The organism is Streptomyces sp. NPDC060002 (assembly GCF_042737245.1).
GTDB lineage: Bacteria > Actinomycetota > Actinomycetes > Streptomycetales > Streptomycetaceae > Streptomyces.
The window spans coordinates 1-15622 of record NZ_JBHWUW010000066.1 but is presented as its reverse complement, the minus strand read 5'-3'; the positions used below and the strand labels follow the sequence as shown (position 1 = coordinate 15622).

15 protein-coding genes and 1 pseudogene are annotated in these 15622 nt (G+C 69.2%); 11 read left to right on the top strand and 5 right to left on the bottom strand.

Annotation, left to right across the window (positions count from 1 at the left end):
• Positions 1-257 precede the first annotated feature (257 nt).
• The 7 genes from ACFWBD_RS36100 (at position 258) to tpg (ending at position 7049) form a co-directional block, all read left to right on the top strand.
• Complete coding sequence (locus ACFWBD_RS36100) at positions 258-605, top strand: GntR family transcriptional regulator (RefSeq protein ID WP_385676593.1); 348 nt, start codon at positions 258-260, stop codon at positions 603-605.
• Positions 602-1588, top strand: coding sequence for a DUF1648 domain-containing protein (locus ACFWBD_RS36095; protein WP_385676590.1), 987 nt, complete (start codon positions 602-604; stop codon positions 1586-1588). The genes ACFWBD_RS36100 and ACFWBD_RS36095 overlap by 4 nt, the downstream gene beginning before the upstream one ends.
• Positions 1589-1830: 242 nt before the next feature.
• On the top strand, positions 1831-2499 hold the full coding sequence (locus tag ACFWBD_RS36090; protein WP_385676587.1) for a hypothetical protein: 669 nt from the start codon (positions 1831-1833) through the stop codon (positions 2497-2499).
• A gap of 158 nt (positions 2500-2657) precedes the next feature.
• The gene (locus tag ACFWBD_RS36085; RefSeq protein ID WP_385676584.1) at positions 2658-3188 is read left to right on the top strand and encodes an SdpA family antimicrobial peptide system protein; all 531 of its coding nucleotides are present in this window, start codon (positions 2658-2660) and stop codon (positions 3186-3188) included.
• Complete coding sequence (locus ACFWBD_RS36080; protein ID WP_385676581.1) at positions 3188-4135, top strand: sporulation-delaying protein SdpB family protein; 948 nt, start codon at positions 3188-3190, stop codon at positions 4133-4135. The genes ACFWBD_RS36085 and ACFWBD_RS36080 overlap by 1 nt, the downstream gene beginning before the upstream one ends.
• 253 nt (positions 4136-4388) lie before the next feature.
• Entirely contained in the window at positions 4389-6488 is a 2100-nt protein-coding gene (gene tap / locus ACFWBD_RS36075) for a telomere-associated protein Tap (RefSeq protein ID WP_385676578.1), read from the top strand.
• Positions 6489-6491: 3 nt separating this feature from the next.
• Positions 6492-7049, top strand: a complete 558-nt coding sequence (tpg, locus tag ACFWBD_RS36070) for a telomere-protecting terminal protein Tpg (protein WP_385676575.1) — start codon at positions 6492-6494, stop codon at positions 7047-7049.
• A 97-nt stretch (positions 7050-7146) separates the two neighbouring features.
• Here the strand turns inward: tpg and ACFWBD_RS36065 are convergent, their stop codons facing one another.
• Together ACFWBD_RS36065 and ACFWBD_RS36060 are read right to left on the bottom strand one after the other, a co-directional pair.
• Positions 7147-7545: a DUF5959 family protein gene (locus tag ACFWBD_RS36065; RefSeq protein ID WP_385676572.1), complete on the bottom strand. Its 399-nt coding sequence runs from the start codon at positions 7543-7545 to the stop codon at positions 7147-7149.
• A gap of 95 nt (positions 7546-7640) precedes the next feature.
• Entirely contained in the window at positions 7641-8600 is a 960-nt protein-coding gene (locus tag ACFWBD_RS36060; protein ID WP_385676569.1) for a helix-turn-helix domain-containing protein, read from the bottom strand.
• Between the two features lie 244 nt (positions 8601-8844).
• On the opposite strand from ACFWBD_RS36060, the gene ACFWBD_RS36055 reads away from it, so the two are divergent.
• The 3 genes from ACFWBD_RS36055 (at position 8845) to ACFWBD_RS36045 (ending at position 11543) form a co-directional block, all read left to right on the top strand.
• A complete protein-coding gene (locus tag ACFWBD_RS36055; RefSeq protein ID WP_385676566.1) occupies positions 8845-9690 on the top strand; it encodes an SDR family oxidoreductase in 846 nt (281 codons plus the stop codon).
• Positions 9691-9930: 240 nt separating this feature from the next.
• Entirely contained in the window at positions 9931-10911 is a 981-nt protein-coding gene (locus ACFWBD_RS36050) for an aldo/keto reductase (RefSeq protein ID WP_385676563.1), read from the top strand.
• A gap of 92 nt (positions 10912-11003) precedes the next feature.
• Positions 11004-11543 (top strand): NAD(P)H-dependent oxidoreductase, encoded by a 540-nt coding sequence (locus ACFWBD_RS36045; protein ID WP_385676560.1) that lies wholly within the window; start codon positions 11004-11006, stop codon positions 11541-11543.
• A gap of 915 nt (positions 11544-12458) precedes the next feature.
• On the opposite strand, the gene ACFWBD_RS36040 is transcribed toward ACFWBD_RS36045, so the two are convergent.
• A complete protein-coding gene (locus ACFWBD_RS36040; protein WP_385676557.1) occupies positions 12459-13766 on the bottom strand; it encodes an MFS transporter in 1308 nt (435 codons plus the stop codon).
• 45 nt (positions 13767-13811) lie between these two features.
• Here ACFWBD_RS36040 and ACFWBD_RS36035 point away from each other — a divergent pair, with 45 nt between their 5' ends.
• On the top strand, positions 13812-14423 hold the full coding sequence (locus ACFWBD_RS36035) for a TetR/AcrR family transcriptional regulator (RefSeq protein WP_385676554.1): 612 nt from the start codon (positions 13812-13814) through the stop codon (positions 14421-14423).
• An 84-nt stretch (positions 14424-14507) separates the two neighbouring features.
• On the opposite strand, the gene ACFWBD_RS36030 is transcribed toward ACFWBD_RS36035, so the two are convergent.
• Entirely contained in the window at positions 14508-14987 is a 480-nt protein-coding gene (locus ACFWBD_RS36030) for an ATP-binding protein (RefSeq protein WP_385676551.1), read from the bottom strand.
• Positions 14988-15519: 532 nt separating this feature from the next.
• Positions 15520-15622 (bottom strand): annotated as a pseudogene (locus ACFWBD_RS36025) (MerR family transcriptional regulator); the annotation flags it as partial.

The following is a 15622-nucleotide window of genomic DNA, read 5'->3' as shown; positions in this document are numbered from 1 at the left end:
GGGCCGGGAGTGGACCAAAGGCCGAACCCGCGGCCCCTGGGCGGACCAGAGCCGCTGACGGTAGGGGCTCCTCCCTGTCATGGCTCGGATGTGAAAGTCCCGGGGGCAGCGCCTTCCGGGCCGTCCCGTCGCGCCCCGCCCTGCCCTGCCCTGCCCGGCTTGCCCTGCCCTGCCTGGTAGTTGCCGTCCGGCGAGCGTGATGGGTGGCCGGAAACGAGCAGTCGCATGAAGTAGTTGGTGCTATCGTCATTAGCACTATGCTCCTGAGACTGGACACCGCGAGCAACCGCCCCCTGCACGAGCAGGTGGCCGGAGCGATCAGACGCGCCATCGCCGAAGGGGAATGCGAGCCGGGCGAGCGGCTCCCCCCGGCCCGGGACCTGTCCCGGGCGCTGGACGTGAACGTCAACACCGTCCTGCGCGGGCTGCGGGCACTGCGCGACGAAGGCGTGCTCGAGTTCCGCAGAGGGCGGGGCGTGACGGTGGCCGAGGGGGCCGCCCGGCGCTCCGTGCTGCTGGACCGTGTGCGCGACCTGGTGGCCGACGCGGCACGCCTGGGTTACAGCAAGACCGACGTCATCGACATGATCAGGGAGACTTCGTGACCGACCGTGGACGCAGGAGGACAGCTGCGTGGGGGGCCGTCGGCTGGTGCGTGGGTGTGCTGGTGCTGCTGGTGGCGCTGCCGCCGGCCGCGGCCGGCCGGCTGCCCGAGCGGCTCGCGACGCACTGGAACGCCGGCGCGGGCAGGCCCGACGGCTCCATGCCGCTGTGGGCCGCAGCGCTTTTCCCCGCGCTCGTCTGGGCCGTGCTGACCGCTGTCGTCGCGCTGGCGCTGCGCCGGTCGGGGGCCGGCGCCGGCGGTGCGATACCGGGATGGGCGGTGGCCGGTCTCGGGTTCGGCGGTGTGGTGCTGCTCGGCGGACAGGCCTCGATCGTGCGGGCCAATCTCGACCACGCGAGCTGGCGCGACGCCGACTCGGTGACCAGCTGGGTCGTGGGCACCCTCGTCGTCGCGGTCACGGTCGGCGCGATCGGCTTCCTGGCTGCGCGGCGGGCGCCGGCGCAGACCCCGCCGGCGGCGGACGGCCCGGTGCTGGAACTCCCTGCCGGGCAGCGGCTCGTGTGGCTCGCGCGTACGTCGAACCCCTGGCTGCAGGTGGTTGCCGCCGTGACCGGGCTGCTCGCGATCGTCTTCGCGGTGGTGGTGCTGGCGGGCCTGGCGGATCCTCCGGTCGCGCTGGCCGCCACGCCGTTCGCGCTCGCCTGCGTGCTGGTCCTGGGCTGCTCCTCGGTGCAGGCGCGCGTGAGCGAACGCGGCCTGGACGTGACCTTCGGTCCCCTCGGCTGGCCCGGCCGCCACTGGGCCCTGGAGGACATCGAGTCGGCCCGCACGGAGAACCGCACGCCCGCTCAGGTCGGCGGCTGGGGGTACCGGCTGAGCGGGCTGGGGACCACGGTGATGCTGCGCAGCGGCGAGTGCCTCGTGATCCGTACCGGCAAGGGCAAGGATTTCGCCGTGAGTGTGGACGACGCCGAACACGCGGCCGCTCTTTTGAACTCCTTGGGTGCACGGCACGCAAGGTGATGACAGGTCCCGGCCGGTGACCCCCCGCACCGGCCGGGACCGGAGTCAAATAAATAAAGAAGACACCGAAATATATGCGCCACGAAACTCCCCGAAACCCGATGATGTGACCCCCGCCACAGTTGATCGACATTCTGTGCGGCGCATGTGAGGCTCTTCATCGCCAAGCCGGGGGGTAGGCGTGTGTGCTGACCACGCACCGTTTCTCCCTCGGGTAATTCATCGATTCGAGGGGAAACGAATTGAACGTCAAACAGCGTGGGATCCTGGCGGTGGCCGGCGTCACGGCCGCGGCCCTGTGCGTGACCGTCGCGCCGTCGGCGATGGCGGACTCCTCCGGCGTCTCCGCGCGACCGGCGGCCGCCGCGTCCGCGGTGTCGGCGAAGACCGACGGCGAGAACGTCTTCCGCGGCCTGTTCTTCGCCCAGGGCCAGGTGGGCCGTGGCCTCGCCGACCTGGACCTGTTCTCGCAGGCCCGCCAGCACCTCGACAACGAGGATCTGGAGGAGGTCCGTGCGTCCAACGCCGTCATCGAGTTGATCAACAAGCGCTCGGCGGGCTTCTTCGCCGACTTCAGCGCCAGGACCCGCAGCGGCGACCCGCGCCAGGTGGAGGCCGCCGTCGCCGACGCTCAGCACATGCTGCTCTCCGTCGCGCAGAACAAGTCCGCGACGCCGGTGGAGAACGGCCAGCTCTGCGGTGTGACCGTGGCGGTCGGCGCCGCGGTCGTGCACATCGCGGCCGTGATCACGGCCGCCGGGGCAGTCGTCACGGTGACCGTGGCCGTGGGCGCCAACTTCGTGAAGGGCAAGAACTGGTTCTGGAGCCCGCAGCCCACCGCGGGTGACGGCACGCCGCTGTCGAAGGACGAGGCGGTCGCCCAGGTCACGCGGGCGCTCAAGGCCGCCTGACGCGCCTCGGGGTGCGGGGAGGCTGCAGACTCCCCGCACCCCGGTCCGTCCTTTCGGCGTCACAGCGGCAGGGAAGCCCGACAACTCACATGAAAAAAGAATTCCATCAATTTCGCGCCGCATTCGCTCGGACCGCCGGCGCGGCCGTCTCCGTCTCGATGAAGTCGGTGATCGCCGTCTGCGCCGTCTGGGCGGTCGTCATCGCGTACGTGGCCCAGGAACAGCTTCCGAAGAACGTCCTTTCGCTGCCCGGCCAGACAAAGGCCCGGCATACCGTGGCGAACATGGCCCCCCAGGGGTGGGCTTTCTTCACGAAATCACCGAGGGACGCCGAGATAGTCCCCTACAAAAAGAGTGCGAGCGGCTGGAAGCAGGCTTCCCTGACCCCGCACTCCTCACCGCACAACGCCTTCGGCCTCGACCGACGCTCACGCGCGCAGGGAGTGGAGATCGCCCTGCTGCTCTCCGCCGCCCAGAAGGACGACTGGCACGCGTGCACGAGCAGCCGCCCGCAGTGCCTCGCCGGCTACGGCGCACCCGGACGGCACCTCCGCAACCGTTCCCCGGAACCCACACTGTGCGGAACCGTCGGCCTGCTCCAGGAGAAGCCGACGCCGTGGGCATGGCGCGACCTCGTGCCCGAGGCGCACACCCTCGAGCGGGTCATGGTGCTGGAGGTGACGTGCTGATGCGTTCGTTCACCGTGCCCCTGCCCTGGGCGGCGGGATACGGCCTGGCCCGTACGCTTCTGGCCCTCGGCACCCTCGGCACCCTGGTCTTCAGCGACGCGGCGACCCTCTTCCGCGAGGTCGCCACCGTCGGCCGGTACCCCATGTGTCAGGGCGTCAATTCCGGCGGCGCCTTCTGCCTGGTGTCCGAGGACCACTACGACGCCATGCGCTGGGCGTGCTGTGTCGTGCTGGTGGTCGCGGCGAGCGGCTGGCGTCCCCGCCTCACCGCGATTCCCCACGCCTATGTGGCGTTCAGTGTCTTCACCGGGATCGCCATCCCCGACGGCGGCGACCAGATCACCTGGATCCTCACCCTGCTGATCGTCTTCGTGGCCCTCGGGGATCCCCGCCGCTGGCATTGGCAGCCCGGCCCGCCGCCCGACGGTCCCCTGTCGCGGCGCCGCACCCTGTGGGCGCTGCTGGGCGTCAGCGCCCTGGTCGTCGCGCGCGTCCAGATGTCGGTTCTCTACTTCCAGTCCTGCGTGGCCAAGCTCCCCCATGCCGAATGGGCCGACGGCAGCGCCCTGTACTACTGGGTCAACAACTACGACTTCGGGGCGCCGTACTGGCTGCGCCCCACGCTCGAGGTCGTGGTCGACCACCCCGTGGGCGTCGCCGCGATGACCTGGGGTCCCCTCGTCCTCGAGATCGCCCTGGCCGCCGCCCTCCTCCTGCCTCAGAGGGTGCGCTGGACGCTGCTTCCGGCGGGGGTCTTCTTCCACCTGTGCATCGCAGTCGTCATGGGCCTGTGGAGCTTCGCGCTGGCCATGTGCGCCGGCCTCTTCCTGCTCCTGGCGCCCCTCGGACACGACCCCGACCTCACACGCCTGGTGCGCCGGACCCCCCGGCTACCGGCCGTGCGCCCGAAGAAGGAGGAGCCTGTCGAAGCGCCCGTCCCGACCTGACACCGTCCCTGAGAGCCCACGACCAGCAGCAGGCAGTGCGCCGGGCCAGTACCAACTCGGCGGGTGCCGGTGATCGCCCAGCCGGCGCGGGAGTGAGTCCCTCTCGGCTGCCTGTGGGCTGTTCTCCGATCGGAGGAATGGAATCCTCGACGCACTCCAGCAGCTCGCCGACCTCGGCCTCGAATCGACAAGGGTAAGGAAAAGGGTAAGTTTGTGGCTAAGTCGATTGGTCTCCTGAGTTAAGGTGCGGGGCATGGCATCGGAGGAAGAGCTGTTCGCGTCCGTCGACGCTCTGTTGAACGAGGAGCCGCATCTCCCGCCTCCGGCGGAGCGTGCCCGGCTGCGTGAGGCCGCCGGCATCACCCAGGCCCGCCTCGCCACCGCGCTGAAGACGACGACCCAGTCGGTGAAGAACTGGGAGAACGGCCGCAGCGAGCCGAAGTCACCGCGCCTGGACGCCTACCAGCGGCTGCTGAACGGGTGGGCGGCGAAGTATCCGGCCCCCGGTGCAGCCTCGGCTGCCGCGACGGTGCCCGCAGCGCTCGCCGCACTGGCCGCGTCCGACGTGGAGACGGCAGAAGCCCCGCAGGCCCGGGACGTTCCAGCTGCGGGACCGGCGCGTCCCGCCGCCCTGGCTGGCGCGGCATCGCGGCGTCCGGCCGCGAAGAAAGCGGCGAGGCCCGCCGTCGACCCACGATTTCCGCACGGCCCGCTCGCGGTCCTGGACGGTGACGGCTGCGCGTACGGCGTCGACGGGATCGTGCTCGACTGCCCGGCGACCACGGTCCCGGAGCTGGTGGAGTGGACGCTGCGCGAGTCCGGCCTGGGCGCGCCGCGTCTGCATCGCAACGGCAAGGACAGTGACCCGCTGATCGTGCTCACCGCGGCGGCCGCCGTGAAGCTCGGGCTGCCGGAGCGCCTGGAGGGTCATGAGCAGCGGCGGTCCCTGCGGCTGCCGGAGGATCATCCGGTGGTCAGGCAGGTGGTAAAGGCGAAGTGGCGGCTGACGCAGCGCGGATTCGGGCCCTGGGCAAGGATCTACCGCAAGGTTCAGGGCACCCAGCGGCAGTGCGTGCAGCTGGCGATCCTGTCGTGGGACGCCCTCGATGAGCGGTCCTGGCCCGGCGTGACGGAGATGGAGCCGGCCGACATCGCCCGCGTCCTCGGCGTCTACGCGACCCGGGTCATCACCCCGCGCGGCTCGACGGCCGTGTCCGGGCTGGAGCTGATGACGGCGCTGCGCCCGCCCACCCGCGCGGTACGCGATGAAGCCACCGGCAACTGGATGCCCGGCCACAACCCCGGCTCGCTGGGCACGGAGCCGATGGACCCGGCGCCGCCGGAGGCCACCGCCGAACACCCCGTCGTCGTGAGCAGCGGCTGGAGCGGCGGGTTCCTCGACGAGGAGGCGTACCAGTGGGTGCGCGACGTCAGCCTGCTGACGGATGAGGAGTGCACGCTGCCGCACGCGGTCGGCCTGGACCTCAACACCGCCTTCCTCGCCGCCGCGGCCCGCCTCGTCGTCGGGCTGTCGGAGCCCGACCACTTCCACGCCCCGGCCTTCAACCCGAAGATTCCCGGCTCCTGGCTGGTCGACCTCTCCCCCATCGAGCTGGACCCGCGCCTGCCCTCGCCGTTCGCCCCGGACGGCACCCGCCCGGCGGGGCCGGCCTGGTACCAGACGCACACCGTCGCCTACGCCCAGGAGCTCGGTTACAACGTCCAGCCCATGGAGGCGTATCTGCGGCGGGAGACCGGCGCGTACCTGGACCCGTGGCATGACCGGCTCAAGACCGCCTACGTCGACACCCTCGCCGGCCTCGGCGTCACCAAGGACCTGGACGACCGCGCCTTCCTCGCCGCGATGGAGCGGCACAAGGACGTCGACCCGGCGATGGCGGCCGTCCTCGCCGCCATCAAGGCCACCGTGAAGGGCGGTATCGGCAAGCTCCGCGAGCGCCCCCAGGGCAAGAAGTACAAGGAGGGCGAGCGGTGGCCGGCCCTTCAGCGGCCGACCTGGCGCCCCGACATCCGCGCCGCCGTCATCTCCAAGGCCCGCATCAACATGCACCGCAAACTGCGCAACATGGCCACGATGACGGGCCTCTATCCGCTCGCCGTGCTCTCCGACTGCGTCGTCTACCCCTCCCCCGGCGCCTCGCCGCTGGACTTCCTGCCCTACGCGGCCTCCGGCAAGCCCCAGCCCGGCGGCTTCCGCCTCGGACCCACCCCGGGCCTGGCCAAGCTGGAGGGTGTCCAGTCGATGCTGTGGGCGGTCGGCCTGATGGAGAAGGGCCTCAACCCGGCCCGCCACATCAAGGGCGGCGACGCCGTCCTGGACGAAGGCGAGTAACCGGTGGGCGAGATCGACGATGCCATCGAGCGGGCTGACCGGGAGTCGTTCACCCGGGTGCCGCCGAAGACGCTGAAGGGTCAGATCGGCTACCTGCTGCGGCAGTTGGGCAGCGCGAAGGCCGTCGCGCGTGAGATCGGTGTCACCGCCGACTCTGTGAACCGTTACCGGCGTGGCGCCCGCAAGCACGCTCGCGCCGACGTCGCCGCGAAGATCGACGACGCGGTACGGCAGCGATGGCAGCCGCAGGTGCGCAAGCGCCGGCAGAAGCGGGCCGCGGCCTCCGGCGGGATCACGGTGGAAACCCGGGCCCGGTTCGGGTACACCGCGCCCATCGGCGCAACCGACGACGGAAGATTCCGACGGCTCACCGTCCACCTCCCACCGGCCTACGCACAGCGTCTGTTCGACGCCCGCGACGCAGGAGCCGGCGACCAGGAGATGCGCGCGATCATCGCCGAGGGATTCAAAGAGATCTACTTCCAGGACGGCGGTGTCCGCGCCACAGGACTCTCCGACGTCGCCATCAACGACATCGACTACCTCGACCTGGACTACTGACCCGGCACCAATCGGGGCCCAGTACCTGCTTGTTGTGACTGATTCCCCATCGTCGTTGTCAAGCAGCCGGAGCGGGTGTGGGAGGCCGAGCTCGCGGTCAGGGACGTACCTCATCGTGATCTTCTGTGCCCACTCCAAGAGCGGCTCGGGCCGCCGCGAGCTGCTGCCTGGACTCGCCAGTGGCTATCCACTCTGCGCCCAGGTCGAGCGGCACTGCGACGACGATCTGGGTGCTGGGTCCGTCGTGGACTTCGACCACGTAGGGATCGTCGGCGATGAAGCGGAGGTAGGCAGCGCGGCCTGATCGAGGCCAGTCGGCCGTGAACGGTGACCTGGCACCTCGCCAACCGATACCGACCGCCCCGACCGCCGACCCCGCCCTCGCCCTCGCCGCCCGGCTGGGCCGCGGAGCCGAAATTATGGCGGGGGTCGGCGGTTGTCCGTTTGTCCGCAGTGCCGCGAGCTGGAGTGCAACGTCACCCCAGCGGTCTCGCATAGACGGCTGCGCCGTTCCTGGCCTCGACGTATCGGTGGCGGATGCTGTCGCTACTCCGCAAAAGACGCCGCAGATCGACTCGTGTGGCTCGGCGGTCAGTCGGGTGTCTCGCCCGAGTCGGCGGGCTGGGAGTCGTTGGCCGGCGCGGAGCGCTCGATGCCGTCGTTAGTCGCGGCCCAGCTGGCCAGCAGGTTCAGGGCGTCCTGCGAGGGTGAGTGGGGCTCGGCGGTGTAGGTGAGGAGGAACTGGCTGGGGCCGTCGGGGAGTGGGAAGGTTTCGAAGGGCAGGTCGAGGTCGCCGACGACCGGGTGGTGGAGGAGCTTCACGCCGGTGGTGTGCATCCGGACGTTGTGGGCCGCCCAGCGGTGACGGAATTCCGCGCTGCGGGTGGACAGCTCCCCGATCAGGTCCGTCAGCCGCCGGTCGTAGAGATCGCGGCCGGCCTCGGCGCGCAGCATGGCGACCGTGTCGTTGGCGACTTCGTCCCAGTGACGGAAGAACTCGGTCGCGTGCGGGCTGAGGAAGACGAACCGGGCGTTGTTCGGCGGCCTTACCGGGTCGGCATAGACGGGGGCAAACAGTGCGCGCCCGAGGTGGTTGGCGGCCAGGATGTCTCCGCGTCCGCTGAGGATGAACGCGGGTGTGCCGCTCATCGAGTCGAGGACGCGCTGCACCGCGGGCCGCACGCGCTGCTGGGCAGGCCGACGGCGTGGCGGACGGCTCGTGCCGGCGCCGCGCAGGAGGTCGAGCAGGTGGATGCGTTCGGCCTCGTCGAGCTGAAGTGCCTGTGCGATGCCGTCGATGACGCTCTCGGAGACTCCGGTGGCGTTGCCGCGTTCCAGCCGTGTGTAGTACTCGCTGGAGATGCCCGCGAGGAGGGCGACCTCCTCGCGGCGCAGCCCGGTGACCCGTCGGCGTTCTCCGCCGTATAGGGGTAGTCCGGCCTGCTCGGGGGTGACCCTGGCCCGTCGTGTGCCGAGGAATTCCCGGATCTCCGCACGGAAATCAGCACGAATATCACGGTTGGCGCCTTGTGGGTCGTTTCTGCCTGCCATGCGCTTCACTCTACGAGCGCATCCGCCGGGTTGGGGGTCCCTGTCAGTGACCCCCTCATCAGGGACTCCCACCCTCGCGTGACAGCCGGTTTTGTTGGTGGTGCACCGCCCGCGGTGTGAATGGCCCGGACAGGGCGGCGCTGGTGCCGCCGGTCCCAGCCCCCTCTGCGGCGCCGTCGGTGCTGCATGCTTCACCCCCGCACACAGCGGGTGCCGGATCACGGTGCCTGGAAGGAAACCCCGTATGAGCAAGGTCATTCTCGTCACCGGTGCCGGACGCGGTCTGGGCACGGACATCGCCCGGGAGTCCCTCGCCGCCGGCCACCAGGTCGTCGCCACCGGCCGCCGTCCCGAAGAGGTCGAGGAGACCCTGGGCGGGCCGCAGGACAATCTGCTGGTCACCAGGCTCGATGTCACCAGCCTGGAGGACGCCGAGGCCGCCGCGCAGGCCGCCGTCGACCGGTTCGGGCGCATCGACGTACTGATCAACAACGCCGGGAACCTGTTCACCGGCTACTTCGAGGAGATCTCGCCCTCGCAGATGCGCCGGCAGTTCGAGACCAACCTCTTCGGCCCGATGAACGTCACCCGCGCCGTCCTGCCGATCATGCGCCGCCAGCGCGCCGGCCACGTCATCACCATCACCTCGACCGCCGGGCTGGTCGGCATGGAGTTCACCTCCGCCTACGCCGCCTCCAAGTTCGCGGAAGAGGGCTGGATGGAGTCCCTGCGCTACGACGTCGAGCCGTACGACATCCACACCACGATCGTGGAGCCCGGCTACTTCCGCACCGAACTCCTCGTGGACGGCTCCACCACCTGGCCCGAGCTGTCCATCGACGACTACGCCCCGCGCACCGCCCCCCGGATCGAGGGCATGAAGAGCATGAACGGTCAGCAGCCCGGCGACCCCGCCAAGCTCGCCCGCGCCCTGCTCACCATCGCCGGCCAGGAGAAGCCGCTGCTGCGCTTCGTCGCCGGTGCGGACGCCATCGAGGCCGCCGAGGCCAAGGCGAAGGAGCTCCTCGCCCAGGCCGACGCCTCTCGCGAACTGGGCGGCGCCCTGGCCTACGACGACGCCCACGCCTGAACACCACGCCCCGCACTCCGGCCAGGACGGAGGACCGCGCCGGGTGCGCGTCTCGACAGCACGGAGAGAGTCAACATGCCGGCGCTGACCCGCTACCCGGCAACGGCGCCCGCGCCCGCGCCCGCGCCCGCGCCCGCGCCCGCGCCGACAGCGTGCGGACCACCGAAGCACGGTCCGCCAGCTGGTGGCGCACCCCATTGATCAGACCGGCCTGACGGCCGTCACGAAAAGGAGTACCTGATGAAGCACGTATCACTGGGCGGGCTCGATGTCTCCCGCATCGGACTGGGAGCCATGACCATGGCCGGCGTCTACACCACGGGTGCGGGGCTCGACGACGCCGAGTCGATCCGCACCATCCACCGTGCGCTGGACCTCGGGGTCACCCACATCGACACCGCCGAGATCTACGGCCCCTTCCACAGCGAGGAAATCGTCGGCAAGGCCATCAAGGGCCGCCGGGACGACGTCGTCGTGGCGACGAAGTTCGGTCTCGTCTCCCACGCCGGCAACGGCCCCGGCGTCATCGACAGCAGCGCCGGCAACGTGAAGGCCGCGGTCGAAGGCTCGCTCCTGCGGCTCGGCACCGACCACATCGACCTCTACTACCAGCACCGCGTCGACCCGAACACGCCCATCGAGGAGACCATCGGCGCGCTGGCCGAGCTGGTCGCCGAAGGCAAGGTGCGCCACATCGGCCTCTCGGAAGCCGGACCCGAGACGATCCGCCGGGCGCACGCCGTGCATCCGGTGGCCGCTCTGCAGACCGAATACTCCCTGTGGACCCGCGACGTCGAGGCCGAGATCCTCCCGCTGCTGCGCGAGCTCGGTATCGGATTCGTGCCCTACTCGCCGCTCGGCCACGGCTTGCTGACCGGGCGGATCCGCACCGTCGACGACTTCGCCGACGACGACTGGCGCAAGACCAACCCGCGCTTCACCGGCGAGAACTTCCAGCGCAACCTGCGCATCGTCGACGAAGTACAGGCCATCGGCGCAGAGATCGGCGCCACCCCGGCCCAGACCGCGCTGGCCTGGCTGCTGACCCGCGGCGACGACATCGCCCCCATCCCCGGAACCCGGCGAATCGCACGCGTCGAAGAGAACACCGCCGCCGACGCCGTCGAACTCAGCGCCGCTCAGCTCGACCGCCTGAACAACCTCACACCGGCCGCGGGCGAGCGCCACGACGAGGCGAACATGGCCACCATCGACCGGTGATCTGACGCCCCGGCGACGTACTTGACCCGTCGCACCCGACCAACCCGCATCCGTTCACCCATTTCACTGATCACTGAAGAGGCTTTCTCATCATGTCCAAGGTTCTCCTTGTCGTAGGCCACCCCGACCTGTCCCAGTCGAAGGCCAACAAGGCTCTGGTGGACGCCGTCCGCGAACTGGCCCATGTCACCGTGCACGACCTCTACGCCGCCTACCCCGACTTCCAGATCGACGTCGACGCCGAGCAGGCACTGCTGGCCGAACACGACGTGATCGTCTTCCAGCACCCGGTGTTCTGGTACAACACCACCCCTCTGCTCAAGCAGTGGCAGGACAAGGTCTTCACCCTCGGCTGGGCCTTCACCATGGACGGCTCTCCCTCCAAGCTGGCCGGCAAGAAGGCCGTCGTCGCCGTCACCGCCGGCGTCCCCGCCGAGCACTACACCCCCGAAGGCGCGAACAAGACCACCCTTGAGACGCTCCTCAGCAACTGGCACGCAACCCTGCGGCTGTGCCAGTTCGACATCCAGCCGATGGTCAAGCTGTACGGCACCGCCTTCGGCCTCTCCGACGAGGACCTGTCCACCGCCGCCAAGCAGTACAACGAACTGCTCGCCTCCTTCGCCGCCTGACCGCACTCGCACGACAACGGCCGCCCTCGCCGATCGCGACGCGGCGGTGATGGGTCCCACCAGTCTCCGGTCGCTCTTCGCCGGATCGGCGCCAAGCGACCGGGAGATCTGTATCGGCGGTGACTGTGTCGTGAAACAGCGGCCCCTCGTCGCCGAGCGGTGTCCGAGCTCGGCGGATCTGGATTGCAGGGTGAGCACGTTCGCCGGACCCGGCTCCTGATCTCCACCAGGGTCCGGTCTTCGTATCGGATGAGGTCAGGACCGTGACCTCGGGGTCTGTCGAAGAACGTCCGCAGATCACGAGCGTAGGCAGCCTGCGTGTTCCACGGCGACGACCCCAGCCACACCGAGAGTACCGATTCAGCGCGACGTCGTACTCGCCCTTCGGACTGATCAGGGACGGCTGGCCCTCCGGCACGCCCCACTCGTCCAGCGCGTGGTCGAGTTCGGCGAACAACGCGCTGAACTCCTGTATGAGCGGGGTGACTTCCCGCGGCCAGTCCAGCTCTCGGCGAGTGAAGTGCACCCGCCATCCGGTGTTTGACATGGGGCCGGACGATATCCCGCGGACAGCTCAACAGCGCATAACCGAAGTGGGGCGGCTACCGCGCCCAGCTCACCCGCTACGCCGATGGCCGGGTGCTGCTGCGCTCGCGGCGCGGCACCGACATGACGCCGGCCCAGAGATCCGGATGGCCGCCGCGCATCTACCCGACGACACCGACCTGGACGGGGTTATGCGACCCGTCGGCCTGTCTCAGCCCGTTGATGTCTCATGTCGGACGCCCGCTCCGGGCGAAAGGCTCCGCAGAGAGCTGGTACTACGTACGTGTTCGCCCCTGGTGGTATCCGCATGGATGGTCCGTTGCGCTGTACTTGGCCGACAAGGGTGCACACCTCTCCCGATGCGGCTCATCAGTCACGCTCCGGCTCAGTCGCTCGTGTATCTCCAGTGCGTCGTCGGACTGTATGAACCCTTGATCCCGTCGAGCCACGTGGTGTTGGAGTGTCGTTGCTCGCGGGACGCATGCTGATCAAGCTTGCGGCGAGTAGCAGAGCACCCCCGATGTAGAAGGGGGCGCGAAGCCCGAAGGAGTCGGCTTCAAGACCCGCGAGAACAGCGCCGAGCGTGATTCCACCGCCGCTGACCATCTGGTAGGCCATGCCGACCCGCCCCAGTAAGTGAGCAGGGACGAGTGCCTGGCGGAGGGACACTGCGGTCACATTCCATGCCAGGTTCGCCGCTCCATACCCAGCGATGCACGCGCCAGCGATGAGGCCCGAGGAGGCCGCGCCGGCAGCCGCTGCGGTGCCTGCCGTAACAGCAGCAGTCAGCCGCAGAACTCGAGGGGTTCCGTAGCGGGCGCTCAGGCGAGGGGTCGCCATCGCCCCCGCTACGCCGCCGATCGCGAAGGAGGCGACCAGCAGGGCGAATCCGAGACTGGTCAGGCCCAGGGTCTGCCGGGCGTAGAGCACCAGAATGGCGATGAGACCCCCACCTACAAAGTTCGTGATCCCAGACGTCAGGCAGAGGCGACGGAGCAACGGCTGCTGCCAGAGCCAGCGCACCCCCTGAGTCGTGTCGTCGAGCAACCTCCTCCAAGGGTTTGGTGTGGTTTGCGGCCGTGGACGGAAGTCGCCGCTCAGCGTCAGGGCCAGTACGGCAGCGGCCGCGAACGACACCGCATCGACGGCGAAGGGAAGCGTGGCGCAGACGCCGAAGAGCAACGCGCCCAGCGGGGTTCCGAGGAGGGTGTCAGTGATGAGGGAACCGGACTGCAGACGGGCGTTGGCGCGCGTCAGTTCCGGGGAGGCAACCAGCGTGGGCACGATGCCTGACCAGGCTCCGTTATAGAGGGTCTGTCCAAGCCCGAGAAGGAAACCGATGGCAGCCAGCAGAGGCACCGACATCGCGTCGGCTGCTACCGCGCCGGCGAGCGCCCCGACAATCACGACTCGGACAGCGTCGACGCCCCACAGGATGCGGCGACGGTCGAAGCGGTCCGCTATGGCGCCCGAGAGGAGGCCGAACAGCAGCAGGGGCAGTTGTTCGGCCACGTAGACGAAGGCAACCTGGCGAGGATCGGAGGTGAGCTGAGCCGCGAGCAGCGGCAGAGCGACGAAGCGCATCCCGTCGCCGAGGCTGGAGACGGTCACCGAGGCCCAGACGCGCTGGAAATCCGGCCCGAGCTTCGTGCGCGTGATGCCCCTGGATAAAAACATGAACTAGACTCTGGTTCGGATTTTGGGGAGGTGTCAAGGAGTTCGATGGCCGAGATGCACGAGCCGCAGCAGCAACGCAGTCGAGAGAAGGTCGCCCGCATCCTCGAGGTGACAGCTTCTCTGCTGGAGACGACCTCCTACGACGATCTGGGTACCAAGCTGATCGCGGCCGAGGCCGGAGTGTCGGTCGGCGTGCTGTACCGGTACTTCGCTGACAAAGAAGCGATCGTCGCCTCGCTGGTGCGCAGTTGGCTTCAGCTGGATGTGCAGATCGCCGAACGCGTCACAACCGAGCCGCTCCCTGAACGCTCACAGGACCTGCTGGAAAAGCTGATCACCGCCTACGCCGGCCGCTTCCGCAATGAGCCCGGCTACCGTTGGATCTGGTACCACGGACCGCGCATCGCGTCACTACGAGCCGACACCCAGCAGGCCGACCGAGAGATCGCTGACCGGGTTCACCGGGCCCTCGTCCGCGGGTATGCGATACCGGACACCGATGAATCACGTCGACGGGCTCGGCTCGCAGTCGAGGTCGGAAGCAACCTCCTCGATCTCGCCTTCCGCAACAACCCCATGGGCGACACGGAAACCCTCTCCGACGCAGCACTCATGATGGATCGATACCTCTTCGCGCCACCGACCAGCTTGGATTAAGGCCGCCACTGCAACGACTCGGCTCAGGCGGCTCGTCGGACTGTGACATGGACAAGATGTCGGCCGACGGGGAGCGCCGGCTTGCTACTGGGGGCGGCGACCGGTGACGTGTCCGTCGGGGGTGTCGGCGAGGGCGATGCGGGCCGTGATGCGCTTGCCGACCGGCTCCTGATCGATGAAGAGATCCTCGGTGACGGCCTTGACGATCTCCAGGCCGTGCTGGCCGATCCTGCCGGGATCGACGGGCCGGGCCGCGGGCACCGTGGGGTCGCTGTCCCACACGACGACGTCCACGGCGCGGACCGTAATGCGCAGTTCCATCAAGACGGGGCCTGGGGCGTACTTGAGGGCGTTGGTGACCAGCTCGCTGACCACCAGTTGTGTGAGGTCTCTCGCCCGTGCGGGCACGGGCAGGTCATGATCGGCGTGGGCCTGGTCGAGAAAGGCGACAGCGTGGCGGCGGGCGTCGGCGATACAGCCGTTGGCCCCGTCCAGGGCGTAGCCGGCGCGCATCAGGTGCTCATCCGGTTTGGTGCAGCCCTCACCGTCGACATGGGATCCCACTGGTCTTTCCCCTCATTCCCCGTACACGCTTGCGCGAGTACCCACCCTCCCGGCATACATGGCAGAGGCATGTTGTTCGGCGCAGTCGCCCGAGTGCATCTGGCCGGGGTGGTGGGGCAGAGTCATCCGCGCACGCCGTGTCCCGTGGGCCAGCGTAAGCGCAGCCGCAGGAAACGGTGACCGACATCGAGCAAGCGGTCCGGCCGGAGAGGCTGTCTGTCGAGCACCGCGTGGTCGCCGGCGTCCGTGTCGTCACCATGCAGGGCGAGATCGAAAGGCGGTCGCCGGACCGATGGCGTCGGGGCCGAACGTGTCGCAGGCGCGGTCGATGGCCGCTTCGGCCACCAGTCGGGCTTCCCGGGGCGTCGAGGTTGATCTGCCGGGCGATCTTCTCGGCACCGACCAGGTCCTCCCCCTTCGCTGTCGGCCCGGTCAGGTGACGGCGCGCAGGTCCTCGTCGTGCGCGGACGGCTCGGAAGGCGGTGCGTCTTCTCCCCTGGGTATGGCCCGGTGCGGTACTGCGGACCGTGGTTCAGGTGGCGGCCGTCTGCGGGGATGCGGTGCGGCGGTGTTCGGCGTTGATGCGCTGGGCTTCTTCGAGCTGGTCCTCGAGGATGATGATGCGGCAGGCGGCC